This is a genomic window from Paeniglutamicibacter sulfureus, assembly GCF_039535115.1.
Taxonomy (GTDB): Bacteria; Actinomycetota; Actinomycetes; order Actinomycetales; family Micrococcaceae; genus Paeniglutamicibacter; species Paeniglutamicibacter sulfureus.
Genome location: NZ_BAAAWO010000001.1, coordinates 2,787,911 through 2,812,365 on the forward strand (window position 1 = coordinate 2,787,911; position 24,455 = coordinate 2,812,365).

The 24,455-nt window shown below is 64.8% G+C and carries 18 protein-coding genes; 10 read left to right on the plus strand and 8 right to left on the minus strand.

Annotated elements, in window-relative coordinates; genetic code table 11:
- On the plus strand, positions 1-1,545 hold the full coding sequence (locus ABD687_RS12730; protein WP_302263819.1) for a tripartite tricarboxylate transporter permease: 1,545 nt from the start codon (positions 1-3) through the stop codon (positions 1,543-1,545).
- Positions 1,546-1,688: 143 nt separating this feature from the next.
- Here the strand turns inward: ABD687_RS12730 and ABD687_RS12735 are convergent, their stop codons facing one another.
- Complete coding sequence (locus ABD687_RS12735; protein WP_302263818.1) at positions 1,689-3,149, minus strand: aldehyde dehydrogenase family protein; 1,461 nt, start codon at positions 3,147-3,149, stop codon at positions 1,689-1,691.
- 604 nt (positions 3,150-3,753) lie between these two features.
- On the opposite strand from ABD687_RS12735, the gene ABD687_RS12740 reads away from it, so the two are divergent.
- On the plus strand, positions 3,754-4,359 hold the full coding sequence (locus tag ABD687_RS12740; protein WP_302263817.1) for a GNAT family N-acetyltransferase: 606 nt from the start codon (positions 3,754-3,756) through the stop codon (positions 4,357-4,359).
- 12 nt (positions 4,360-4,371) lie between these two features.
- Here ABD687_RS12740 and ABD687_RS12745 read toward each other — a convergent pair whose 3' ends face one another.
- Positions 4,372-5,169: a dioxygenase family protein gene (locus ABD687_RS12745; protein ID WP_302263816.1), complete on the minus strand. Its 798-nt coding sequence runs from the start codon at positions 5,167-5,169 to the stop codon at positions 4,372-4,374.
- 220 nt (positions 5,170-5,389) lie between these two features.
- Here ABD687_RS12745 and ABD687_RS12750 point away from each other — a divergent pair, with 220 nt between their 5' ends.
- On the plus strand, positions 5,390-7,303 hold the full coding sequence (locus ABD687_RS12750; protein WP_310290650.1) for an FAD-binding monooxygenase: 1,914 nt from the start codon (positions 5,390-5,392) through the stop codon (positions 7,301-7,303).
- Positions 7,304-7,357: 54 nt separating this feature from the next.
- Positions 7,358-8,146: an IclR family transcriptional regulator gene (locus tag ABD687_RS12755; RefSeq protein ID WP_302263813.1), complete on the plus strand. Its 789-nt coding sequence runs from the start codon at positions 7,358-7,360 to the stop codon at positions 8,144-8,146.
- Positions 8,147-8,202: 56 nt separating this feature from the next.
- Here the strand turns inward: ABD687_RS12755 and ABD687_RS12760 are convergent, their stop codons facing one another.
- The 3 genes from ABD687_RS12760 to ABD687_RS12770 form a co-directional block, all read right to left on the minus strand.
- The gene (locus ABD687_RS12760) at positions 8,203-9,612 is read right to left on the minus strand and encodes a 2-hydroxycarboxylate transporter family protein (RefSeq protein ID WP_310290647.1); all 1,410 of its coding nucleotides are present in this window, start codon (positions 9,610-9,612) and stop codon (positions 8,203-8,205) included.
- Between the two features lie 76 nt (positions 9,613-9,688).
- On the minus strand, positions 9,689-10,567 hold the full coding sequence (locus ABD687_RS12765) for a hydroxymethylglutaryl-CoA lyase (RefSeq protein WP_310290645.1): 879 nt from the start codon (positions 10,565-10,567) through the stop codon (positions 9,689-9,691).
- A gap of 1 nt (position 10,568) precedes the next feature.
- Entirely contained in the window at positions 10,569-11,804 is a 1,236-nt protein-coding gene (locus ABD687_RS12770; protein WP_310290642.1) for a CaiB/BaiF CoA transferase family protein, read from the minus strand.
- Between the two features lie 256 nt (positions 11,805-12,060).
- Between ABD687_RS12770 and ABD687_RS12775 the strand changes: the two genes are divergently transcribed.
- Positions 12,061-12,717: an IclR family transcriptional regulator gene (locus tag ABD687_RS12775; protein ID WP_310290639.1), complete on the plus strand. Its 657-nt coding sequence runs from the start codon at positions 12,061-12,063 to the stop codon at positions 12,715-12,717.
- Positions 12,718-12,733: 16 nt separating this feature from the next.
- On the opposite strand, the gene ABD687_RS12780 is transcribed toward ABD687_RS12775, so the two are convergent.
- On the minus strand, positions 12,734-15,052 hold the full coding sequence (locus ABD687_RS12780) for a helix-turn-helix transcriptional regulator (protein WP_310290636.1): 2,319 nt from the start codon (positions 15,050-15,052) through the stop codon (positions 12,734-12,736).
- A gap of 436 nt (positions 15,053-15,488) precedes the next feature.
- On the opposite strand from ABD687_RS12780, the gene ABD687_RS12785 reads away from it, so the two are divergent.
- From ABD687_RS12785 to ABD687_RS12805, 5 genes are all read left to right on the plus strand, one after another.
- Positions 15,489-16,997, plus strand: coding sequence for a SulP family inorganic anion transporter (locus ABD687_RS12785; protein ID WP_310290633.1), 1,509 nt, complete (start codon positions 15,489-15,491; stop codon positions 16,995-16,997).
- A 212-nt stretch (positions 16,998-17,209) separates the two neighbouring features.
- Positions 17,210-18,028: a CPBP family glutamic-type intramembrane protease gene (locus ABD687_RS12790; protein WP_310290630.1), complete on the plus strand. Its 819-nt coding sequence runs from the start codon at positions 17,210-17,212 to the stop codon at positions 18,026-18,028.
- A 732-nt stretch (positions 18,029-18,760) separates the two neighbouring features.
- Complete coding sequence (locus ABD687_RS12795; protein ID WP_310290626.1) at positions 18,761-20,236, plus strand: aldehyde dehydrogenase; 1,476 nt, start codon at positions 18,761-18,763, stop codon at positions 20,234-20,236.
- A gap of 137 nt (positions 20,237-20,373) precedes the next feature.
- A complete protein-coding gene (locus tag ABD687_RS12800; protein WP_302263802.1) occupies positions 20,374-21,624 on the plus strand; it encodes a phospholipase D-like domain-containing protein in 1,251 nt (416 codons plus the stop codon).
- A 224-nt stretch (positions 21,625-21,848) separates the two neighbouring features.
- Entirely contained in the window at positions 21,849-22,337 is a 489-nt protein-coding gene (locus ABD687_RS12805) for a hypothetical protein (RefSeq protein WP_264271315.1), read from the plus strand.
- Between the two features lie 494 nt (positions 22,338-22,831).
- On the opposite strand, the gene ABD687_RS12810 is transcribed toward ABD687_RS12805, so the two are convergent.
- Positions 22,832-23,359, minus strand: a complete 528-nt coding sequence (locus tag ABD687_RS12810) for a DUF3253 domain-containing protein (RefSeq protein ID WP_310290622.1) — start codon at positions 23,357-23,359, stop codon at positions 22,832-22,834.
- A 220-nt stretch (positions 23,360-23,579) separates the two neighbouring features.
- Positions 23,580-23,885 (minus strand): transcriptional regulator, encoded by a 306-nt coding sequence (locus ABD687_RS12815; RefSeq protein WP_310290617.1) that lies wholly within the window; start codon positions 23,883-23,885, stop codon positions 23,580-23,582.
- Positions 23,886-24,455 lie beyond the last annotated feature (570 nt).

Genomic DNA, 24,455 nt, shown 5'->3' on the forward strand with positions numbered 1-24,455 from the left:
ATGGAATCCTTATCCCTGTTGATGGAGGGCTTCTCGCAGGCCCTGACTCCCATGAATCTTTTGTGGGTGCTGATCGGCGCGGTCCTCGGAACCGCCGTGGGCGTGCTGCCCGGACTCGGTTCGGCTATGGCCGTCGCGTTGTTGCTTCCCATTACCTTTTCGCTTGATCCGACCGCGGCATTCATCATGTTCGCCGGGGTCTACTTTGGTGGTCTCTTCGGGGATTCAACCTCCGGGATCCTGCTTAACACGCCAGGCAATTCATCTGCCATCGCCTCCACCTTCGAGGGCCACCGCATGGCACTTGATGGCAGGGCCGCGAAGGCACTGGCCACTGCGGCCATGGGAGCTTTCATCGGTGGCCTCATTGCGACGACGGTAGTCGTATTCTTCGCCCCGGTGCTGGTGAAGATGGCAACGGCATTCGGCCCCGCCGAATACTTCGCCCTGGCGGTCTTCGCCTTCCTTGCGATTTCCTCCGTGGTCTCCGATTCAGTGGTCAAGGGCCTGATGTCCTTGGGACTGGGTCTCGTCCTTGCCCTGGTCGGCGTGGACGGCCCGTCCGGAACTGCCCGCTACACCCTGGGCTTGCCGCAGCTCTTCGACGGCATGTCCATCGTCGTGATCACCGTTGGGCTGCTGGCACTGGGTGAAGTCCTGCATATCGCCTCGCGTATCCACCGCGACGAGACAGCCGTCCGGGTTGAATCCAAGGGCCGGCCGCGACTGGAACTGAAAGACATCCGCAGGGCCATGCCTGCCTGGTTGCGCGGCACGGCATTCGGTGTTCCCTTCGGCGTCATTCCCGCCGGCGGTTCCGAGGTACCCACCTTCCTGGCCTACGGCACGGAGAAGCGGCTCGCTGCCCGCAATGGAGACACCGATTTTGGCACCACCGGCTCGATCCGTGGCGTTGCGGCCCCGGAAGCCGCGGCGAATGCCACGGCCGGCACCGCCATGGGCGCCCTGCTCGCCCTCGGCCTTCCCACCTCGGCAACAGCTGCCATCATGTTGGCCGCCTTCCAGCAGTATGGAATGCAGCCGGGCCCGTTGCTGTTCGAACGCAGCGGTCCGATGGTCTGGACGCTGCTCGCGTCGCTGTTCATTGGCTTGGTCGTCCTGCTGATCCTGAACATGCAGTTCGCCGTGCTCTGGGCCAAGCTTCTGCTCATCCCCCGGCACTACCTCTATGCGGGCATCACGGTGCTCTCGGTACTTGGCGTCTACGCGATCAGTTCCTCGATCGTCGACCTGTGGATCTTGCTGGTCATCGGCCTGTTGGGCTTCCTGATGCGCCGCTACAAGTTCCCGCTCGCCCCGGTACTGATCGCGGTGATCCTCGGGCCGCTGGCCGAAACGGAACTGCGCCGCGCGCTGACTGTCTCGGAAGGCGACCTGTCGATCCTCATCGACAGCCCGGTCACCATGGTGCTGTACGGACTGCTGGCCATCACCCTCGTGATCACCGGCATTCAGCACCTCCGCCACAGCAAGGCGGCACGGAACCAGGCTATGAAATTCGACTCCGACAAGATCGGCGTCTAGGCATTCGGGCTTGCTTGACCCGAACCACCAGCTAAGGGGGTGAAGGTCGACACGGATTGTGACCGTGTCGACCTTCACCCCCTTTTTTTGAGTTGGGCTGGAACCGACCCCTCGCTGCGGGACGGATCGTCAGTTGGTCCGGTTTAGAACGGGTAGGGCGCGATCTCCGGGCGCATGGTCAGCCACTGGGTCTCGGTGAAGGCCTCCATGTTGGCCGCCGGTCCGCCAATGCGCCCGCCGTTGCCCGAATCCTTGACCCCGCCGAACGGAGAGTTGGGCTCATCGGAGACGGTCTGCTCATTGATGTGGACCTTTCCGGAATCGACCCGGTCGGCAATCTTCATGGCCATCCCCACGTCCCCGAGGATGGACACCGAGAGCCCGTAACTCGACGCGTTGGCCATCTGCACCGCTTCGTCGATGGTGGAGAAACTGCGCACCGGAGCTACAGGTCCAAAGATCTCCTCCTTCCACGCATCGTGGTCCGGGTCCAAGTCCGCCAGGACGGTGGGCGGGTAGAACCATCCCTCGCCGCGCTTCCCGCCGGCCGCCAGCCGGGCACCGCCGGCAACGGCGGACTGCACCATGGAATCGATCCGCTCCAGCTGCCGGCCATCGATGATCGGCCCGATCGCGACCGTGCCGGACTTCGGGTCGCCGACCGGCAAGTTCCGTGCCTTTTCGGCCAGTGCCGCCACATAGTCCTCGTAAATGTCCCGGTGCACAATGTGCCGGCCGGTGGCCATGCAGATCTGGCCCTGGTGCATGAAGGAGCCGAACGCAGCCGCGGATGCCGCCTTGGCCAGGTCGGCACCGGGGAGCACGATCATGGCGCTGTTGCCGCCCAGCTCGAGGTGCGCACGCTTGAGCAGCCGCGCGGCGCTTTCCCCGATCTTGCGACCGGCGGCCGTCGACCCGGTGAACGCAATGACGCGCACCTCCGGTGCTTCGACCACGGCGGCCCCGACATCCGCGCCGCCGGGAAGCAGATGCAATAGCCCCTCGGGCAATCCGGCTTCCTCGAAGATCCGCATGATGGTCACACCCGCGCAGACCGAGGTGCGCGGGTCGGGCTTGAGCAGCACCGCGTTGCCCAGGGCCAACGCCGGCGCAACGGCACGAATGCCCAGGATCAGCGGGAAGTTGAACGGGGCAATGACGCTGACGACCCCGACCGGGCGGCGACGGGCGAAGGACCAGCGTTCTTCGTTGGTGGTGAGCACCTCGCCGGCCGGAAGCGACGGCAGCGCGGAGGCCTCGTAGCACTCGTTGGCCGCGGTGTGCGTCTCGAGCGCAGCCTTGGCGGGAATGCCCCCGGATTCGCGCACCAGCCACTCATTGACCTCGTCCGCGTGCTCCTCCCAGAGCAGGCCGGCCCTACGCAGCACCGCTGCCCGTTCCTCCGGCTTCTTCGCGGCCCAGGCAACCTGTGCCTTGGCGGCCGCCGTGGCAGCACGCAAGACGTCGTCGGCGGAGGCCAATCCGAGGGTGCCAAGTACGTTTCCGGTGGCGGGCTCCACGACGTCTTGGGTGCCGGCGCCGCCGACCACCCAGCCGTTGACGTTGATCTTCGAGTTCCAGAGTGATTCTTCAAGCAATGACACTTTGTGGTTCCTTATCTGGTGGACTGGTGTGCGGTGCATGGGCTTCGCAGGCGGGTTGCTTGGGTCGGGGAACTTGCGGTTCGTTGGTTGCCAGGTAATGGGAACATCCCGCCGGCCGTGACGGTTCGCTGGTTGCCCCTCCAACCTGGCCCTTCTCGTGCGGCCTGCCCCCTATGCCCACGCTAGGCCGGAAACTGGCAACAGTCCAACGAATTTGCCACCCCGTGTACATCGGGCTCATCGATAAGCTCACGGGTCCAGAGATTCTGGGCATTGGCCCCCGCTCGTCGAGGAGTACCTGCCGCGCCTCCATGTGTTCGCCACTGTCTGCCTACCCGGGCGCAAGTTGGTGGCGGAGCTTTCCAGCGCTTAATCACTGGTCGATGAACACAACTCCCCGCTGACGCCGGATGCATTCCACCCGCATCGGCGCACGCCAAGTCGATCCAGACGCCCCGAGGCCAAGCGCTGCCCCAACAGCTCCGGCCGCGATCTTCAGGTGATTCTCAATGTCGCGGCCGGAGGCAGTTAATAAGGTATGAAAATCAGTGTCCACGGTCGCCGGGTGGTAGCCGGGGTCGGGATGGAACGGCAGAATGGGCATATGCCCGAGACCGCATCGATCCACCGGTGGCAGACCCATCCGGTCACGCCCGAGAACTTCGAGGATTTCGCCGACGTCATCAACCCGACCCGGCGGGACACGCACTGCTGGTGCCTCTCGCACCGCTTGGGCGTCAAGGACATCGAGGAGCTCGGCGGCGGCAATCGCGAGACCGCCATGCGCAGGCTCTGCGAGCGGGAGAATCCGCCAGGCGTGATCACATACCGCGACGGCGAGCCCGTCGGGTGGTGCAGCATTGGCCCTCGCGCCGAGATCCCGCGGCTGGCGGCGTCAAAGCTCATCCGGCCCGTGGACGGTGTCCCGGTGTGGAGCATCATCTGCGTGGTGGTGCGCAGCGGGCACCGGCGGCAGGGCGTCATGGCCCGCCTGCTTGAGGGGGCCGTGGAGTACGCGGCTTCCCGCGGCGCGCCGGCCATCGAGGCACACCCCGTGGATCCCCCGGGCAGGATGGACACGACCATGGCGTTCGTCGGAACCCGGTCCATGTTCGAGCAGGCCGGGTTCCGCGTCATCGGCACCACCGACGCGGTGGCCAGCAGGATGCCGCGGCTGATCATGCGCCGCGACCTCCGATCGAATCCCTGACCTACTTCGGGGTTAGGTGAGCGTCCAGGAGCGCTTGGAGAGCCCGAACCAGAAGCCGTCGATGGCGGTCTTGGCCTCGATGCCTCCCGAGGCATATGCCGCGCCAAGGGCTACATAGAGCGGTGCCCAGTGCTCGGAGCGCGGGTGCGCCTCGCGGGCGGCAGGCGCCTTGTGCAGGAAGTCGAGGATGGAGTCCACGTCGCCGCGGCCCATGGCCTCTTCGGCCCAGTGGTCGAATTCGCTCGATGCGGCCGGCGGGGTGACGTCGGGTCCGCCTGCCGGGTTGAACCAGCGCAGGTTGTGCGTGGTGAAGCCGGATCCGATGATCATGGTGCCGCGGTCGCGCAGCGGAGCCAGAGACTGGCCGAGGGCGAAGAGGCCCTGGGGATCCAGGGTGGGCATTGACATCTGCACCACCGGGACATCCGCGTCGGGGAACATTTCCTTCAGCGGCACGTAGGCGCCGTGGTCCAGGCCGCGGGTCTCGTCGCGTTCCACGTGGTGGCCGTGGGTGCCGGTCAGCCGGGCGACCTCGTCGGCCAGCTCCGGTGCCATGGGGGCGTCGTAGCGCACGTCGTAGTAGTGCTGCGGGAAGCCCCAAAAGTCGTAGACCAATTCCTGCTTCCGGTGCGTGGCACTCAGCGACACCGGTGCATTCTCCCAGTGCGCGGAAATCATCAGGATGTCCTTGGGCTTTTCCATGGTCCCCGACCAGCCTGCCAATTGAGATGTCCACGTGGCGTCGTCGGCCAGGGGCGGGGCGCCGTGGGAGAGAAAGAGTACCGGTGGGCGGTCGGCTGCAGTAGTCATGTAATGAGCATACACCTTATTTAGTTGATTCTTCAAGTAAATAAGGTGCTGTTCACCGCTCACCAAACCCCGGAGGTGCCAGACGCGGATTCGTGCGGGCCTGGCGTTGCCTCGACATTCTGCTGTGCAGAATGTCCTGGCACCGGGAAGGAGACCGGCCCTACGGTTGATGAACCAGATCACAACGCCGCCTTTGGGCGCCGGCATACCGAGGAGCAGCATGCAGTTCTACCAGGATGGCTACCGCCCGGGAGACCCCGACATCCGCCCCGCCGCACCCGGCCGCCGCGCACCGGGAACCTTCCCCGAGCAGGTGGACGTGCTCATCGCCGGCACCGGCCCCGCCGGGTCGGTCCTGGCCGCCCAGCTGGCCGAGTTCCCCGACATCTCCACGCTCGTGGTTGAGCGCCGCGAGGCGGCCCTCGAACTGGGGCACGCCGACGGCGTCGCCTGCCGCACCGTGGAGATGTTCAACGGCTTCGGGCTGGCCGAGCGCCTGATGCGCGAGGCCTACTGGGTCAATGAGACCAGCTTCTGGGGCCCGGACTCCGCCGACGGGATCGCACGCACCGGCCGGATCCAGGACGTCGCCGACGGCCTCTCCGAATACCCCCACGTGATCGTGAACCAGGCCCGCATGCAGGACCTGCTGCTCGAGCACATGGCCAACTCCCCTTCCCGGCTGGTCCCCGACTACGGTCTGGAACTCATCGACGTATCCGTCGCCGAAACCGGCGACCACCCCGTCACAGCAACGCTGCGCCGCACCGGGGCCGAGCCAGGGGCGGATATCACCGTGGCCGCGAAGTACGCCGTGGGCTGCGAGGGCGCCCGCTCGAACGTGCGCCGCTCGCTGGGCATCAAGATGCAGGGCGATGCCCGCAACCACGCCTGGGGCGTCATGGACATGCTGGCGGTCACCGATTTCCCCGACATCCGCCTGAAGTCCGCCATCCAGTCGGCCTCCGGCGGATCCATCCTGCTGATCCCGCGCGAGGGCGGCTACCTGGTGCGCCTCTACGTGGACCTCGGCGACATCGACCCCGGTGATCGCGAGGCCCGCGGGCGTTTCACCGCCGATTCGGTCATCGAGGCGGCACAAAAGATCCTGCACCCCTACACGCTGGATGTGAAGGAAATCGCCTGGTGGAGCGTCTACGAGGTGGGCCAGCGCATCGCCGAGCGGTTCGACGACGTGCTTCCCGAGGACCGCGGCACCCGCACCCCGCGCGTGTTCATCGCCGGGGACGCCTGCCACACCCATAGCGCCAAGGCCGGCCAGGGCATGAACGTCTCCATGCAGGACGGCTTCAACCTGGGCTGGAAGCTGGCGGCGGTGTTGCAGGGCCGCAGCCCCGAGGCCCTGCTGGACACCTATTCCGAAGAACGCCAGGTGATCGCCCAGGAACTGATCGACTTCGACCTCAAGTGGTCCACCGCGATGGCTGCCAAGCCCAAGGACCCCGCCAACCCGGATGCCGGCGGCATGGATGCCGCCGAACGCCAGGGCATCTTCACCCAGGGCGGCCGATTCACCGCCGGATTCGCCACCGACTACCGCCCGGGCATGATCACCGGGGAAGGCACCCACGAGCACCTGGCCTCCGGCTTCCCGGTCGGCGAGCGCTTCCACTCCTCACCGGTCATCCGGCTCGCCGATGCCAAGCCGCTGCAGCTCGGCCACCAGGCGCTGGCCGACGGCCGCTGGCGGATCTACGTGTTCGCGGACGCCGCACGCCCCGACGCAGCCGATTCCCGCCTGGCCGCGCTCTGCACCTTCCTGGCCGAGGCCCCTTCCTCCCCGGTGTGCTCCTTCACCCCTGCCGGGGTCGACGACGACGCGGTCTTCGACGTGCGTGCGGTGCTCCAGCAGCACCACCGCGACGTGGAGCCCGGGGACGTTCCCGCGTTCCTGCTTCCACGCAGGGCGCCGCTGGGACTCATCGACTACGAGAAGGTCTTCACCGCGGATGCGGCGAACGACATCTTCGCCGCACGCGGGATCGACCGCGAGCTCGGCGCCATCGTGGTGGTCCGCCCCGACCAGTACGTGGCCCACGTGCTGCCGCTGGATGCCCACGCGGAGCTGGCCGCCTTCTTCGCAGGCATCATGCGCGCCCCGGCGCTCGTCTGACCTTGATGCGGTCGCGGGCTCCACGGAACCCGCGACCACCCGTAGGATTCTGTTGTGCAGAAAACTAATCGGATCGTCAAACGGCCCGTCCACGCCGTCGAATCGGTGGAAAATGCCTTGCGCATCCTGGTGCTGCTGCAGGAACGCGATGCGCTGCGCATCGTCGATGCGGCCAGGGAGCTGGGCGTGGCACCCTCCACCGCCCACCGGCTCCTGGCGACTCTCGTCTACCGGGGCTTCGCGGTGCAGGATCCGCAGAAGCACTACGCCGCCGGACCCAACTTGCACCTCGATGCGGCACGGAATCCGGCCCGAAGACTGGTCGCCGCGGTGCGACCGCAGCTCGAGGCGCTGGCTGCGGCGACGGGCGAAACCGTGAACCTGGTGGAGCGCATCGGGGCGAGCGCCCGGTTCCGCCACAGCGTCGAAGGTCCGCAGCTGGTGCGGATCGGCGACCGCACGGGAACGGTGCTCCCGGCCGGCACGTCCTCCGCCGGATTGGCCGCACTCTCGGTCCTCTCCGATGCGGCCGTTGCCCAGCTCTACCGCCGCCGTGCCACCCGGAGCGAGGGCAACGAGCTGGATGCCGGGGGCCTTGCCCATTTGCTCTCCGAGCTCGCCCAGGTCCGGGCCAGGAACTACGCGATCAACATCGGCCGCACCGAACCGGAGCTCGCGGCCATCGGCGCTCCCGTGGGTCCGCTGGCCAACGGGAAGTCCTTTGCCTTGTCCCTCAGCGCACCGATCTCCCGCGCCGGGGACCTGCAGGGCGCCCGGGTCGTTTCCCTGCTGCTGGCGGCCTGCGCCGCTATCCGCGGCACCCTGGACACGCACCCGGAATGACGGAGCGCCCCCGACACCGAGTGTCGGGGGCCTTTTTTCCGGCGGGCCGGGAACGGCTAAAGCACCAGGAACGGGACCAGCAGCGAGGTCACGAACAGCACCAGCGCGCCGCCGAGCCGGTTGGTCAACGCGGCGAAGGGCATCAGGTGCATGCGGTTCGCGGCGCTGAGCACCGCGACATCTCCGCTGCCACCGGTGTCGGCCATGACCAGGCCCGGGGTGATGGAGGCTTCCACGAAGTTGAACTTCATGAGCCAGCCCAGGATGCCGGAGGTCAACGTCGCGATCAGCACCGTCACGACGGTCAGCAGGATGAACTTCGGGTTGCTCAGCGAGGCTACGACCTCGTCCATGTTGATGTAGCTGATGCTCACGCCCACCAGCAGCGCCGGGACCATGGTGGCGCCCACCATGTCGCCCCAGTCGGCCGTGGATTCCTCGATGTCCTTGGGCAGCCATCCGAAGATCTTCACCGCGGCGGCGGCGATGATGGTCCACGCGTAGGGGTGCAGGACCTCGAGGTAGGAGCCGACCAGCTGCCCGAAGATAAACAGCGCGCCGGCAAAGAGCAGGCCCTTGCCCAGGGCAATGAACGAGGAGGACTCGTTCTTGGGCGGCAGGGAAAGCTCGGATTTCTTGCCCTTGATGCGCATCAGCTCGCCGTGGCCGTTGAACCCGACGAAGAACTGCTTGCGGGTCTTGCCCAGCCCGTTGTAGATGCCGGCAATGATGATGCACACGATGTTGGCCACCACGACGGCCGACATCAGATCACCCATGAACGTCGCCGAATCCTCACCGGTGCGGGCCGCGTACATCTCGCTCATCGGCAGCGCGCCCACGCCCAGCCCGCCGGCCATGATGGGGGCGGCGATGAACAGGATGCCCTCCATGAACCCGAAGCCGGTGGCAGCACCCAGCAGACCGACCAACACGAACGTTGCCACGAGGCAGCCGACCAGCGGCACCGCGAAGCGTGGTCCGGCCTTCAGCAGCAGGGCGCGAGGCATGCCCAGGATGGAGCCGGCGATGATGGTGATGACGAAGAAGTCCAGGAACCCGTGTCCCTTGACGAAGTTCTCCACGACCTCCACCAGGTTCGCAGGCAAGAGGTCGAAGGACATGAGCGTGGCTGGAATGAACGTGCACAGCACCGTGGGCAGGCCGAAGTCGCGCACCACCGGGAACAGGTTGCCGATCCAGATCAGCAGCCCGCCGAGCAGGATCGTGACGGTGAAGCCCGAGAGCATGGAGTCCGGCAGCTTGCCGGTGGCCGCGGCAATGAACACCATGGCGGCAAGCACGATGAAGAGCGCTGCCGGCAGGCTGGCGATCCGGGTGCCGCGCGGGCCGGGGAAGTGCGTGCCGCGCAGCTTGCCGACATGGGGTTCGACGCGGTGTTGGACGCCGGGATCGTCGGGGTGCTGGTTCCCAAGGGTGGAAACGGGGTTTTCAGTCTGAGACATCGTCGTCCTCGCAGAATGATGGGGCGCACCGGCTCCTGGCGGAGGCATCCCGGCGTGCGGTGGATGGGAGGTGTTTCTAGTGCCCGGTCAGGGCGTTCACCGGCAGTGCCGGGGAGTTGGAGACCGCATCGCGGCCCAGCCGTACTGCCCGGTACAGCCCGGCTTCGTCGATGCCGGTCTCGTGCCCGGCGGCGTGCAGGTGGGCCACGAGTTCCTCGGTGGCGAGGTTCCCCGCCGCGCCCGGGGCAAACGGGCAGCCGCCGTAGCCACCCAGCGCGCTGTCAAAGCGCGTGATGCCCGCCGCGATGGCCGCGTCGATGGTTGCCAGCGCCTGCCCGTGGGCGTTGTGCAGGTGCAGGTAGTAGGTCAACTCCGGCTCCGCGTCTTGGACGTGGCGCACACTTTGCATGAGCCGTTCGGTGGGGGTGGTGCCCAGGGTGTCGGCCAGTCCGATCTGGGTGATGCCCATGGCCTTGAAGGCGCGCACCACGCGCAGCAGGTGGCCGGAATCGATCTCGCCCTCGAAGGGGCAGGTGAAGGCGGTGGAGATCCCGGCGAAGAAGTTGATGCCCGGGTGGGCGGCCACGTCGGCGGCGAGGGATTCGAGTGCCTGCTCGATGCTGGACCCGGCGTTCGCGGTGCTGTGTGTCTGGCTGGCGGAGGTCACCACCTGGATGTGGGTGGCACCGGCGGCCACGGCCCGCACGATCCCCTTGCCGTTCAGGGCCAGGGAGGTGAACGTCGCCCCGGTGCCGGTCGGCAGTCCGGTGAGCACCGCGTCGGCGTCGCCCATCTGCGGCACGCGGGCCGGGTTCACGAAGGAGGCGACCTCGAGCCGCTTCACGCCCGAAGCCACCAGCGCTTCGGCAATCGCGAGCTTGTCGCCCGTGGAGACGATGACGTTTTCGTCCTGCAGGCCGTCGCGCAGGAAGACGTCGGTGATGTGGATCTGCATGTCAGTTCTTCTCCTTGACGCCGAGCGAGTCGATGTCCTGGATGCTCAGGCCGGCCAGGTCGCGCAGGACTTCGTGGGTGTGTTCGCCAAGCTCCGGGCCGACCCAGTTCACGCGTCCCTCGTGCCCGGGGATCTTGGGGACCACGCCGGGGAAGCGGATCAACTCGGGTTCGTCCTCGATGATGACCTCATGGGTTTGGATCATGTCGCGGGCCAGGTAGTGCTCGTCCTTGGCGATCGAGGGGGCGTCGTAGACCGGGCCGGCAGGCACCCCGGCGGTGTCCAGCTCGTTGAGCACCTCGGCCAGCGGCATCGAGGACGTCCAGGCGGCGATGGCTCCGTTGAGTTCCTCTTCGCGCGCCCCGCGGCCCTCGGTGGTCAGCAGGGTGTCGTCGGCGGCAAGGTCGTCGCGTCCGATCGCCTTCATGAGGCGGATGAACACGGAGTTGGAATTGCCGCCGATCACGACCTCCAGGTCGTCCCCGCACGGGTAGGAACCGGTGGGCACGACGCCCGGCAACGCGCCTCCGGTGCGCTTGCGGACCATGCCGTAGGCGTCGTAGTCCGGGACCAGGGACTCGAGCAGGGAGAAGACGCCCTCGTAGAGCGCCACGTCGACGATCTGCGGGCCCTCGCTTTTCACGCCCTGGGCCTTTTGGAACATCAACATCAGCGCGCCGATGACGCCGTAGAGACCCGAGACGGTGTCCCCGACGCTGGCTGCCGCGCGGCCCGCCGGGCGGTCCGGTTCGCCGGTGATGTAGCGCAGGCCGGCGAAGGACTCGGCTGAGCTGCCGAACCCGGCACGGTTCTTGTACGGGCCGGTCTGTCCGTAGCCGGAGATGCGGACCATGACCAGGTTGGGGTTCGCGGCGTGCAGCTCCTCGGGACCCAGTCCCCACTTTTCCAGCGTCCCCGGGCGGAAGTTCTCGATGACCACGTCGGTCTTGGCCACGATCAGCAGGACGGCCTCGCGGCCCAGCTCGCTGCGCAGGTCCAGCGCGACGGATTTCTTGTTTCGCCCCATGGTCCGGAAAAGCATCGAGGTGGTGCCGCGGGTCTTGCGCCAGTCGCGCAGCTCGTCGCCGCCCTCGGGCTTCTCGATCTTGATGACTTCGGCCCCGAAGTCACCGAAGAGCCGTGCAGCGAACGGGGCGGCAATGAAGCTTCCCAGTTCCAGCACGCGGATTCCCTCGAGCGGCAGCGTACTGCCCGGGAGGTGGAGATTTTCAGTCATGGTCTTCGCCCTTTCCTAGGTGACTGCATCGAAATTTCCCACACAATGGGATATGATTCCCTGCAGGCAGGAAGACAGTAGCAAGTGATTCAGGACACAGCAAGAGGCGTTGCGGCTAAAGCTTCGCATCCAGCGCCCCTGACCGCGGTCCTTGGGCGCGGAACCCGACATCACGGGCTGTTTTCTTGATTCATGAAAAATTGCGTCACAACCCACGGGCGGCAGACACGCTCGCCCACACCATGAGGAGACAGTCATGGCCGAGTCGGCAGCCACCAGCAACCGCATGCTCGAACGAGTCGCCATGGTCCTTGATGCGGTGGATGGTTCGTCGGCCTCGGCCAGCGAACTGGCACGGCGCACCGGCCTGTCGGTGTCGACGGTCCACCGCTTGGCGCTGTCGATGGTGGAGTACGGGTTCCTGCGCCGGATCGATGACGGCGACTTCAAGCTGGGCCACCGCTTCGTGCGCACCGCGTTGGAATCGATTGCCGCCCCGGTACTCACCGAGCTGCGCAATGCCACCGGAGAGACCGCCCAATTGTGGATTCGCCGGGGAGAACGGCGCATCTGCCGGGTGACGATGGACAGCCAACACGAGCTCAAGGCCACGCTCCCGGCGGGCTCCGTGCTGGAACTGCCCAACGGGTCGAGCGGACGACTGCTCTCCCGCGATCCCGAGGCCCTCGATTCCGTGGAGCAACACGGATGGGTTGAATCGGTGGGCCGGCGAACCCCGGGCCTGGGCTCGGTCAGCGCACCGGTGATGCTGCGCGACCAGATGATCGCCACGCTCTGCCTGGCCATGCCGCTGATCCGGGTTGAGACCTCCCCCGGCCTGGACTTCGGGGAGAAGGTCGTCCGCGCGGCGCGGCTGATCGGCACCGAACTGGAAATGGGCAAGCAACTCTAGGGATGCCTCCCCGGGCTCAGAGGCCCCAGGCCCGCGCGTTCGCCAATGCCTGCTCCACGTCGGAGGCTTCCAGTTTCCGATACAGGCTGCGCATCTGGGACTTGACCGTGTTTTCGGACCGGTAGTCCGCCTCGGCGATCTGACGGCGGGTCATTCCCGCACGCAACTGCCTCAAGACCTCCTGCTCCCGCACTGTCAGCACCGGCCGCCTGGGCAACGGCGTGGGCGCAAGATCCAGCGCGTACCCCAGCCGCTGGAGCTCTTCGGGATCAAGCTCCAGGTGCCGGCCCACCTCGGACCACCCGGGGACCATGCCCAGAATCGCGAGTTCGTAGAGGACCCCCGAGTCCCGATGCTGCTGCTTCACTCGCTGCAATGTCGCCGGAGTCGGGCCCCGGGGGTTCCTGGCGGCGATATCCAAATACAGCACCAGGTTTCCCCGCCGGCGCATGCCCCCGGTGAGCGGAACTTCCTGAAGGGCGGCCAGGGCTGCGTCGGGATTCCCGCCCAGCAGGTGCCCGAGCGCCACCAGCAGGGGGTCCCTGTTTTCGATCCCGGTTCCAGGGCGCACGCCGCCGCGCTCCAGGATCTCGGCCAGCAGCAGCGTGTCGTCGAACAACCGCCGCGCCAGGGGCGCGGCCGCCGCGTAGCGACGCTCTTGGCGCAGGGAGGAGATCAAGTCCCGCGCAGCATCGAAGATGCCGGCATTGAGTTTCTGCAGCGCCAGCAGCTGGACATGTACGGGCCAGAATTCGTCGTTGTCCACGACGGACGGCAGGGCGCCCATCTCCACATCGAAGCCGGCGTAGTCGAGCCGGGCCAGGGCCATGAACGCACGGGCCATTGCGGCCGTGCGCTCCACCATCACCTTTCCCCACCCGACTTCGCCGATGGAGGCATCGTGCTTGGCCAGCCAGCGCATGGCAGAGCCACTGTCCCCTTCCAGCACATCGAGCAGCGCCATCTTTCCTGCCACGTCGGCCAGCAGGAAGGCCTTGCCGGAGACCTGCGCCCAGTGGAAGCCCTGCTCATAGGCCTGGCGGGCCTCGGCATCGCGGCCGGCCAGCTGCAGGGTAATCCCGGCCTGGAGATCAACCATCGACACCAGGGCCGGGTTGAGCCTTTGGGCGTCAAGCGCACGGTGCAGCGCCTCGCGGAGGCGATGGGCGGCGGCCGCCGCTTCCGGGTAAAAGCCTGACTGCCGCAGGTGGAGCATTTCCAGAATGCCTACCGTCAGCGCGTGTGTGTTTGGCTTGGCGTAGAGTCGCACCGTGTCACGATGCAGGCGCTGGGCCGTTTGGTTGGTGGCGTAGTCGGGTTCGAACCCCGGCAGCTGCAGCGCAAGTCCGTCCCGGTCCGCCTGGCCCAGCATCCGCAGGCCGATGCGCATGTATTCGGTCTGGTTCGCAATGAACCGCGGGATCTTGGCCGCGATCACGCCCAACTGCTTGGGGTTGCGCATGAGGATGTCCACCCAGTTCTCCAGCAGCATGTTCAGCAGCGCCTGCCAGCTGCGGCGCGCCACCGCCGACTCCACCGCTGCGCCTACCCCGCGGGTTGCGGCCATCGCGTTGACGGCGGCCTGTTCCAGCACGACGGTGGACTCGCGGCCACGCTGTCCAACCCGTTCCACCAACACCTTGCGTACCATCGCCGGCATCATCCAACCGCCTCGCCCGTCGGCTTGCACCAGGCCCGCCTCGACGAGTTCATCCAGGGTGTGGACCACAGGGGAAAATTCACCGTAGAAGGCCTCGACGGTGCGCCTGTCGTATGCGGGCAGGAACGCCGCCTCCGACAACGCCCCGTCTGGATCGCGGCTGGCCAGCCAGATGACCAGGCCGCTGCGGATGATCTGCTGGGCGCGCGGGCGCGCCTGCGGATCCGCTGCAAGGGCCCGCGTCGCCGCGAGCCACCCTCCGGACAATTCGTGGATGAGACGGGCCTCGTCCCGCTCGGCCGCCGTGCCCGGGCCGACAAGCTGCGCCGTCTCGCTGGCGTCCAGCAACAGGTCGCGGTGTTTTGCCACGAGGCACGGGGTCCGCGAGGAGAGGTCCCAGAGGGAGGCGGTCGGCGCCAGGATGACGGCCACGTGCAATGTGGCATCCGCACGGAGCCGTTGAACCAGCAGGTCCACTTCGGTTGCCTCGTCGATGTCCCCGCCGGACCAATCGAGAACTTCCCCTACCTTGTTCCCGATCCACGAGCGCGCAAAACTTTCGCGGCCGGTTCCGGCCGCGGCGCGGATGAACAGCAACCTGCACGTTCCGTCGTCCCAGGCAAGGAACCTCGCCAAGGCAGGATGAATCGTCTGTCGACCGGATGCGGCCCCCATGCCACCCCTTTCCCCCCCTATGCACTCGTTGCACGTTCACCGGTGCGCCGAGGTGGCACCTCCGGCTGTTCCTCAGGGATCCCGCCAGTGCCACATGGCGACGGGTCTCTTGTTACCTCATCTGTTACCTCATCCTAAACGCCATTTCCCCGTTTTGACCCTCTGTGGCAGCACCTGGACGCCGCCCCCCGATGGGCCGGGAAGCCGGCAGCAATTCACTGCGGCGGTTTTCGGCTCCTTCGGCGCGCGGCAGTTTCGCCAAGCTTCGGAATGTCCTCTCGGACACATTGGCCACCCGCGGTGCCCCCGACTCCCCTAGAATTGGGCTGAATCCCCTGTTTTCGCCGCTTGTGCGACACCCTGCCCCTTAGTTGCGCCGGTGGGTCCCACCGAAGCCGGCGCCCCCGCAAGCCCATTCTTCCGAACGGACCCCCGCATGCCTTCCCTGCCCGCCACCGCAACCGCCGCGCCGACGCCCGTCGAACGCCAGTCGGTGCTTCGCACCCTGCGCTCCCCGAAGCTGCTCGGCGTGGAGGTCCTCGGCGGGTTGGTGGTAGCGCTCGCGCTGATCCCGGAGGCGATCGCGTTCTCCATCATCGCCGGGGTCGACCCCAGGGTCGGACTGTTTTCGGCTTTCACCATGGCGGTGACCATCGCGGTGGTGGGCGGGCGCCCCGCGATGATCTCGGCCGCCACCGGTGCGGTGGCCCTGGTCATCGCACCGCTGGTGGCCAGCCACGGCGTGCACTACCTAGTCGCGGCCATCCTGCTGGCAGGCGTGTTCCAGGTGCTACTGGCGGTGTTGGGCGTGGCCAAGTTGATGCGCTTCATCCCCCGCCAGGTCATGGTCGGGTTCGTGAACGCGTTGGCGATCCTGGTGTTCATCGCCCAGATGCCCGAGCTCATGGGCGTCCCTTGGCTGGTCTACCCGTTGCTGGGCCTCGCCCTGTTGATCGTCTTTGGGCTGCCGAAGATTACGACGAAGGTCCCGGCCCCGCTGGTGGCGATCGTGGTGCTGACCCTGGTGACTGTCTTCAGTGCCATTGCGGTTCCCACGGTGGGCGACAAGGGTGAGCTGCCCTCAAGCCTCCCGGAGCTTTTCTTCCCGCAGATCCCGTTGACCTTTGAGACCTTCCAGGTCATTGCGCCGTACGCTCTGGCGGTGGCATTCGTGGGCCTGCTCGAATCCCTGATGACCGCCAAGCTGGTCGACGACGTGACAGACACCGGCTCCAGCAAGACCCGCGAGGCCTGGGGCCAGGGCGTGGCCAACCTGGTGACGGGGTTCTTCGGCGGCATGGGCGGTTGCGCCATGATCGGGCAGACCATGATCAATGTGAAGGCTTCCGGAGCGCGGACCCGCATTTCCACGTTCCTGGCCGGCGTCTTCCTGCTGGTGCTGGTGGTGGTCTTTGGCGACGTGGTTGCACTGATCCCCATGGTCGCGCTGGTGGCGGTCATGATCTTCGTGTCGTGGGCGACCTTTGACTGGCATTCCATCCGCCCCTCCACGCTGCGCCGCATGCCCAAGAGCGAAACCTCGGTCATGCTCATCACCGTGGTGGCCACGGTTTCCTCCCACAACCTGGCCGTGGGCGTGGGCGCCGGCGTGCTGAGCGCGATGGTGCTCTTCGCCCGCCGAGTGGCGCACTTTGTCACGGTGACCCGCACCGTGGATGCGGCGGGCGAAACCGCCACCTACACGGTCAACGGCGAGCTCTTCTTTGCCTCGTCCAACGACCTTTACACCCAGTTCCAGTACGCGCTGGATCCCGAGAACGTGGTCATCGACATGCACGCCTCGCACCTTTGGGACGTTTCCACGCTGGCGGCACTCGACGCCATCACGGCCAAGTACGAGGCCGGCGGTAAGCGCGTGGAGATCGCTGGCTTGAACGAAGCCAGCGCCGCGATGCGCGAACGCTTGGCGGGGCACCTGGGCTAACGCTTCGGCGCCCTTGGGACCTTGGCACGGTCCTGCTTCGGCCCCGCCCCGCACGTTTAGACCCGGCCGCGCCGGCACGGAACCCGCGCGCCCGCTGCCTTCCCGCCCGGATGGCTCCTACGACGCGGCCCGCGTAGTGCGGGTTGGTTCCGGTCCAGGCCGAATGCATGTCAATGGTTTTGCGATATGGGCGGTGCTGGCATGCTAATGGTGTGAGAACGATCCTGACTGAACCACCCCGTACCGCGCTCAGCTGGAAACTCTTGCCGGCATTGTTGCTCTCGGCGTCCGGAGTTCTGCTTTTTGGGGTCGGCAATGACCCGGTCGGTTACGGCCTACTCGCCCTGGCCCTGATCACGGCCGCGATCATCGACCCCGCGCTCGCGCGCCACTTGGCGCTCATTGCGGTGGGACTGGTGATCATCAGCTTGGTCCCGTTGAATGCTGATTTGAGCATCCAGCACATGGTCCTCATGGGTGGTGCACTCGGGTTGGCCGTGCTGGTTCCATGGCTGACCTCACGTTTTGCCTACCGTGAAGAGATCATCAAATTTCCGGTGAACACCGGCCGCAAATGGCCATTGGCCGCCAAGCTGTACCTGATCGGTGTTGTAGCACTTGGCTACCTCATTTTGCCGGTGTACCTGATCAGCACAGGGGTCTACCAAAACTGGCCGGATGCATCGGATCCCATCATCTTTTGGCGGCTCTTCTTGGGCGTGAATGCTGTTGGCATTTGGGATGAGCTGTTCTTTATCTGCACCACCTTCACGCTGCTGCGGCGACACTTTCCGGACTGGCTCGCCAACGTCCTGCAGGCGGTGATCTTCTCGTCTTTTCTCTGGGAGATCGGCTACCAGGCCTGGGGTCCGCTGTTGACCTTTCCCTTCGCGCTGTTGCAGGGCTACACCTTCAAGCTGACGAAGTCGCTGACCTACGTCGTCTCAGTGCACCTAATCTTCGACTTCGTTTTGTTCCTCGTATTGGTGCACGCGCACAACCGCGATTGGTTGGCGGTTTTCTTGTACTGAGCCCCGACTGTCCGGTTCGGTGGACGAGTTCCCCCGAGGATGGTCCCGCATCAACACCTGTTCGAAATCGGGACGGTTCGGCAATGATGGCCATGGTCCGGCTACGGGTGCAGCCCGGCAAACGCCAATGGGTTGAACCGTTGCTGAAGCATGCGGTGTCTTGACGATCAGGCGGGCAGGCCACCTCCGGCTCCAGACCAGACTCCGCCGATCCAGCGCCCACAGGTAGCGTGAGAGGGTGTTGTGGAAAGTAGCGATGGCTGCGAAAATCGCAGTCATGATCGGCACGTCAAACACGGGCGCTCGCCAATTGCCTCGCCAGGTTCCCGACATGGACCATCACGGTGCCGGACTGCTCTTGGGCCGCTGTCTTGATTTGCTGCGATCCAGCCGAGTTGATAACCAGGAACGATGTCAGGCCTTAGTCGACTGCCATCAAGATCACAGAGAAACCGATGGCGCGGGAATGTTTACAGCCCGACACGGCGTGGACATCTTGTCGCGATAGCCCCGGAAGCGTCGCCACACCCAGTGGGCACCGCCCGCTACCGCGAACAGCGCCGCGATTGGAAACAAGCGCGCGGCGCGGTGTTCCCGACCTTGCCCACACCCTCGGAAATGCCGGCCGGGCAAACCGCCCGAAAAGCCTTCCACATCCACACCCCGACGCCGCACGGCCGGAGCAGCGATCCACCCCCTCTATATTCACCACAGACAGCGAGGACCAGGAAAATGACAAATACGACCCTGGATGGCATCCACCGGCAGGCTTATATCGACGGACAATTCACCGACGCAAGCGATGCCGCCACCTTTGAGACACTCAACCCTGCAACCGGCAAGGCCATCGCCAACATCTCAGCCTGCGGTCCGGCCGACGTGGACCGTGCCGTCGCTTCCGCCCGCACGGCTTTTGAATCAGGTGCCTGGAGCACGGCAGACCCCAACGTCCGGAAGAATACCCTGCTCCGCTTCGCGGCTCTGATCGAAAAAAACGTGGCGGAATTGGCGGAATTGGAAACACTGGATGCAGGCAAACCGATCACTGATTGCCGGGACTTCGATCTCCCAGACGTGATCAATACGTTGCGTTGGTACGCGGAAGCCATCGACAAGGTTTTCGGCAAAACCTCACCCACGGGGTCGGGGCACGTCGGAATGATCGTCCGCGAACCAATCGGCGTTGTCGGGGCAGTACTGCCGTGGAATTTTCCGGCCGCCATGCTGATGTGGAAACTGGCGCCGGCGCTGGCGGCTGGCAACTCCGTAGTGGTCAAGCCGCCGGAACTGGCATCGCTCACTACGCTTCGCATCGCTGAGCTTGCCACCCAAGCGGGATTGCCGGACGGCGTCTTCAACGTCATACCGGGACTCGGCCATGTGGCAGGCAAGGCACTGGGCCTCCACCACGACGTCGACATGATCACTTTCACCGGGTCAACGGAAATTGGCCGCGAATTTCTTCGCTACTCCGCCAACAGCAACCTGAAGAACATCGTGCTCGAATGCGGAGGAAAAAACCCGCAAATCATCACCGCCGACAACGGCGACCGCCTCGACCAGATAGCTGCTGACCTGGCCGATTCGGCGTTCTGGAATGCAGGCCAGAACTGTTCAGCGGGGTCACGGATCCTGGTGCACGAATCCCTCAAGGTCCCCTTTGTCGCTGCCCTGGCCCGCGAAGCCTCGGCGCGCAAAGTCGGTGACCCGACGCTGGACGCCACAGTCATCGGGGCGATGATCGAGGAGGACGCCATGGATCGTGTCTTGGGATTTATCGATCAAGCCAAGACCGCCGGCGCCCGAATCGTCACGGGCGGGAAACGCGTCCTTGAAGAAACCGGTGGCTGGTTCATAGGACCCACGGTCTTGGACGACGTCACCGCCGATATGTCCGTCGCCCGCGAGGAGATCTTTGGCCCGGTCGTCGCCGTTCTTGGTTTCACCGATTTGGATGAAGCGCTTCGTCTGGCCAACGACACAGAGTACGGTCTGGCGGCCACGGTCTGGAGCAGAGACATCGACACCGCACTGCGACTGGCGCGAGGAGTGCGGGCCGGAACGGTTGCCGTGAATGGCTACAGCGAGGGTGACATCACGACGCCCTTCGGAGGGTACAAGACCTCTGGTTTCGGTGGGAGAGACAACGGATTGGAAGCGTTCGAACAGTACACACAGATCAAAACCATCTGGATCACCCTGCACTAACGCGGCCAACCAGCGCGCAAGGCCTCCAGCTGATAAGGGCCACGCCACATTGGCAATCCGCGGCTGGCCACGTCCACAGTCACAGCCTGCGTCATCTGTGGCACCGCACGGCATTCTCCCGCCGCTATGCTGGGGTCATGCTTCCCGAGATACCTGATCCCGTAGTAGTCGCGGCGAAAAAGTCGGTCACGCGACTCGTCATGGCGTTCCTGGCCGTGCAGGCCGCCGTAGTCGGCGCCTTGGTCCTCTACGATGCCTTCAAGCACCGGCAAAGGACGAAGCGCCCGAATTTCCCACAGCCCGGGGTATTCGAAGGACGCGTCGCGGATTCGGAGGTGACCATCTACACCTACGGCGAAGACCTCTACGCCGATATGCTGGCCGCCATCCGGGGCGCCAAGACCCGGGTTTTCCTGGAGACGTTCATCTGGAAGTCCGACGACACCGGGAGGCGGTTTAAGGAGGCGCTGGCCGAAGCCGCCGAGCGCGGCGTGGAGGTCTTCGTCGTCTACGACGGATTCGCCAACCTCGTTGTTCCGCAATCTTTTTACCGGTTCCACCCGAAAATCCACGTCTACCGCTTCCCGGTCCTGCGCCCGTCCAGGTTGTTCACCCCGCTGCGCAGCACCGGGCTGGACCACCGCAAGCTATTGGTCGTGGACGACGAGACCGGCTTCGTGGGCGGATACAACATCGGGGACCTGTACGCCACCGAATGGCGCGACACCCATGTGCGGATCACTGGTCCCTCCGTGTGGGACCTGCGCCAGGCCTTTGTGGGCGTCTGGAATACCGTGTGCGCAGAGCCGGAGATCCCGCACCACCCCCCGCAGTCGTGGGACCCACATATCCGGACGGTGAACAACATCCCGGCCCACCTGGTGTACCCGATCCGGGGCATCTACTTGGAAGCGATCAACCGCGCGCAGAGCCACGTTTACATCACCACGGCCTACTTCATCCCGGACAAGCAAATCCTGCGCGCCCTGATCGCTGCCAGCAAGAGGGGCGTCGACGTCAGGCTTATCCAGCCGGAAGACTCAAACCACGTCCTTGCGGACTGGCTCTCCCGGGGGTTCTACACATCCTTGCTACGCGAAGGAGTGACCGTCCTGCTCTACCGCAACGCGATGATCCACGCCAAGACCGCCACCATCGACGGCCACTGGTCCACGATCGGCACCGCCAACATCGACCGGCTGAGCCTGACCGGGAACTACGAAACGAACTTGGAGATCCACGACCGGGCATTCGCAGCCGACATGGAAAAGATCTTCGAAATCGACAGCACAAACTGCAGGGAACTGACACTGACTGAGTGGAAGGAACGGAACTTCGCCGCGCCGATCAGCGAAACCATCCTCATCCCGCTGCGCCCGTTCCTCTGATCATCGGCCCAGACCCACGCGAAACTGAAGACGCTGTTCCGCCGAGTCTCCTCGCCGATCTCTGGATACTAGGGGAAAAACGCGGTTGAGTGCCGCTGCCCTGCGGACTTGAGCGGCAGTTGAGCTTCGTTTCCAGGAAGAGACTTCCGAAACCTTGAGTTCGGATACGTTAGCTGATGTTCTGGTGCATAACCGAAATTCCGACAAGAAATCAGGAGATTCGAATGCAGCCTGACCGATTAGATCCGGAAAATTTTTCTACAGCTCACATGCTGGCTGCCCGGTTTGGCAGTCTTATCGGACCATCCAACGAGTTCTATCGTCCAGGCATAATTCGCCAGTTGCTCGATGACCGGGCGGCCCTCGTGCGCAAACCGTCAGGGGATGTTGAAAAGACCGAGCATCCGCGTGCGGCTCTTGAGGCTGTCGCTGCATTTCTGTGGTCCTCTGCCCTGCGCAGCATGGATGCTTCCTCAATAATGGGAATAGTCTGCAATGGGTTTCGAGAGTCAGGGATCGACGCCGTTGAAGTGCTTCCCTATCTAGATGGGTATGTGCGCGTCGTTGATGAGCAAAGCGAACACCAAAGCACGTATGTCCGCGCAGCGGAATTGGCACTGATTGAAGCAGTTCAGATTGCCGCGTTGACCGTTATGGAATATGACGAGGTTTTCCAAGATCGTCTGTCTCCCGGGGATTCTCGCGAAATCTAGAACAGTCGATTCGAGCCATTGGTCAGCGACCGAATCCTTCGAGTTCCTTCGCAATGCGTGGGATTACCGGAACCAGAAGCTGCATAATGTCGCCTTGGAAACAACCTCTCGAGTTCCCAGTCGCCGGCCTCTACACCTTGTGAACCCTAGATGGACCGGTATCGGTCAATCTAGGGAAACTAGCGCGAACGCCAAGATCGATCCGCCAGCCGGGTATTGCCCGTCCCCGTACGAAAGGAGTTTCCCGTTGGCCTTGGTCAATCTCTCTCGAGCACTGTTTCGGGTCCGGCTGGGAAGTGACGATGGCGGAACATCATGAATCGGGTAGCGCGGATGCCTACCGATCTGTGATCAGGCCTCGATAGGGGCTGTCCCCCCGTCGCGACTGCAATCTGTCGTCCGAGCACGGGGATACGCCGTTCGTACGGGTCCGAACCAGCACGCGAAGTCCCTCTCACATGAAATCGATTCCTGCATGCGGGTATGGACTTCGGCTACTCGGACCGGGTGCTAGAGGGAATGTCCCCAACCGAGGTACCGCGCTTAAGGCGAATGGGACCACGAACGTTGTCAGCTTCCACCGGGATACCCTTCTGGGTTGCAACGATCTCGCCGTGGCAAGCCATCTCGGACGCGACACGACGGACATCGCTCATGTGGTCTCGCCAAGCATCCCCCTTACCACTCACGATTCGGGCGACTTCGCTCGGGCAAATCGACGAGTCTATGCGCTTGCGCAGAAGTGCTCGGATGGTCGCAGAAATTCTTTCATCGAAGGCCTGGGGCTCGGGCGCCTCCCACCAAGGTTGGCCGCGCTCACCCAGCGCGATCTTTGCATCATTGACTCGTGCCCGAGCCTCGCTCTCATGGGCCTTGACGGCTCGTCGGGCGGCCATAAGTTCCTCGACGAGTTCCTGACGAAGTTTCGGAGGGATGGAGGGATCGCTCGCTCTCCACTTTCTCCCATTGATGATGAGGTGGTGTCCGTCCGGGGTGGTGTCCGGTGTTTTGTCGTTTGTCACGATCGGGCTCCCCCCTGCTGGCTCAGGTGTCTTCGTCTTGGCGTCCTCAACTCATCGAGAGTGTCTCCATGATACTGACGTTGTCCCGGGCCTGGCGCTCAAAAACCAACGAGCCAAAATGGCGCTTTGCGCATTCGTTTGACTCCTTGCTTTCCGAATGCCTAACCGAAGTACGACCACCGGTCCGGTGTGCCGGGATCCGCGTGCCGGGCCTCCGCTTTCAGCTGGATGGCCCCGCGATCTTCCGAAGTTCCCGCACGTGTGCGTCGAAGGCGGACCTCCCCGCCCCGGTGAGGGACAACCAAGTGATCTGGCGAGCGTCGCTGCGATCCGAGGATGCTGCTTTGCCAGAAGAGACGTAGCCTGCCGAGGCGAGGATCTTCACGTGTTTGGAAAGCGTGGCGTCAGCGATCTCCAGCGCATCTCGCAGCACTGCGAAGTCGAGACGGTCGACCCGACGCAGGAGTCCGCAGATGCGCAACCGCACGGGGGCGTGGATGACGTCATCGAACCTAGCCTCGTTCACGTGCCAACAACTCCACCGCCGACCGATAGGCGACACCGGCCAACCACGTTGTCGTTGCAAACGCGGCCAAGCTAGCCAATGCGACCGGCCACCGCAGACCGAACGAGACGAAGCCGAGTGAGACGCTGAAGAGCGCAAGACAGCTGGCAACGATCCCGCCCAGAGCCCAGCTGGCATGCGCGCCCATAGTGCGAAAGCCAACACCGGTCTCGCGCCTGATTAGGTGTGCCACCACAAGTGCCCCGACGAGAGCCAGCCAGCTGCTGGAGGGCGGGTCATAGTTCTCACCGGGGTTGGTGGTCGCAGCCGTTGAGACCCACCACGCGCCTACGGCTCCGAAAGCGGCCAAGAGTACCCACGGTGTCTGAAGGCTCGCTGCGAGGCGCTTACGGTCGAACGCCAGCGTGTCCAGGGCATTTGCCGCCTCTTCTGGCGACGAACCCCTTAAGTTACTTTCCATAGTGGAAAGAGTAATGGTCACTTGCCACTATGGCAAGTGAATCTGGCGGTGATGGAAAATTTGCGCGCAGTTGCTCCCGTAGGATCAGCCTTCCGTGCAGTCGACTTCGA

Coding starts and splice junctions, on each gene's coding strand:
- ABD687_RS12745 (WP_302263816.1), bottom strand. CDS start 5,169: ATGACTACTGCAGCCGACCGCCCACCGGTACTCTTTCTCTCCCACGGC.
- ABD687_RS12760 (WP_310290647.1), bottom strand. CDS start 9,612: ATGTCTCAGACTGAAAACCCCGTTTCCACCCTTGGGAACCAGCACCCC.
- ABD687_RS12800 (WP_302263802.1), top strand. CDS start 20,374: ATGCTTCCCGAGATACCTGATCCCGTAGTAGTCGCGGCGAAAAAGTCG.
- ABD687_RS12750 (WP_310290650.1), top strand. CDS start 5,390: ATGCAGTTCTACCAGGATGGCTACCGCCCGGGAGACCCCGACATCCGC.
- ABD687_RS12740 (WP_302263817.1), top strand. CDS start 3,754: ATGCCCGAGACCGCATCGATCCACCGGTGGCAGACCCATCCGGTCACG.
- ABD687_RS12795 (WP_310290626.1), top strand. CDS start 18,761: ATGACAAATACGACCCTGGATGGCATCCACCGGCAGGCTTATATCGAC.
- ABD687_RS12730 (WP_302263819.1), top strand. CDS start 1: ATGGAATCCTTATCCCTGTTGATGGAGGGCTTCTCGCAGGCCCTGACT.
- ABD687_RS12805 (WP_264271315.1), top strand. CDS start 21,849: ATGCAGCCTGACCGATTAGATCCGGAAAATTTTTCTACAGCTCACATG.
- ABD687_RS12765 (WP_310290645.1), bottom strand. CDS start 10,567: ATGCAGATCCACATCACCGACGTCTTCCTGCGCGACGGCCTGCAGGAC.
- ABD687_RS12780 (WP_310290636.1), bottom strand. CDS start 15,052: ATGGGGGCCGCATCCGGTCGACAGACGATTCATCCTGCCTTGGCGAGG.
- ABD687_RS12785 (WP_310290633.1), top strand. CDS start 15,489: ATGCCTTCCCTGCCCGCCACCGCAACCGCCGCGCCGACGCCCGTCGAA.
- ABD687_RS12775 (WP_310290639.1), top strand. CDS start 12,061: ATGGCCGAGTCGGCAGCCACCAGCAACCGCATGCTCGAACGAGTCGCC.
- ABD687_RS12770 (WP_310290642.1), bottom strand. CDS start 11,804: ATGACTGAAAATCTCCACCTCCCGGGCAGTACGCTGCCGCTCGAGGGA.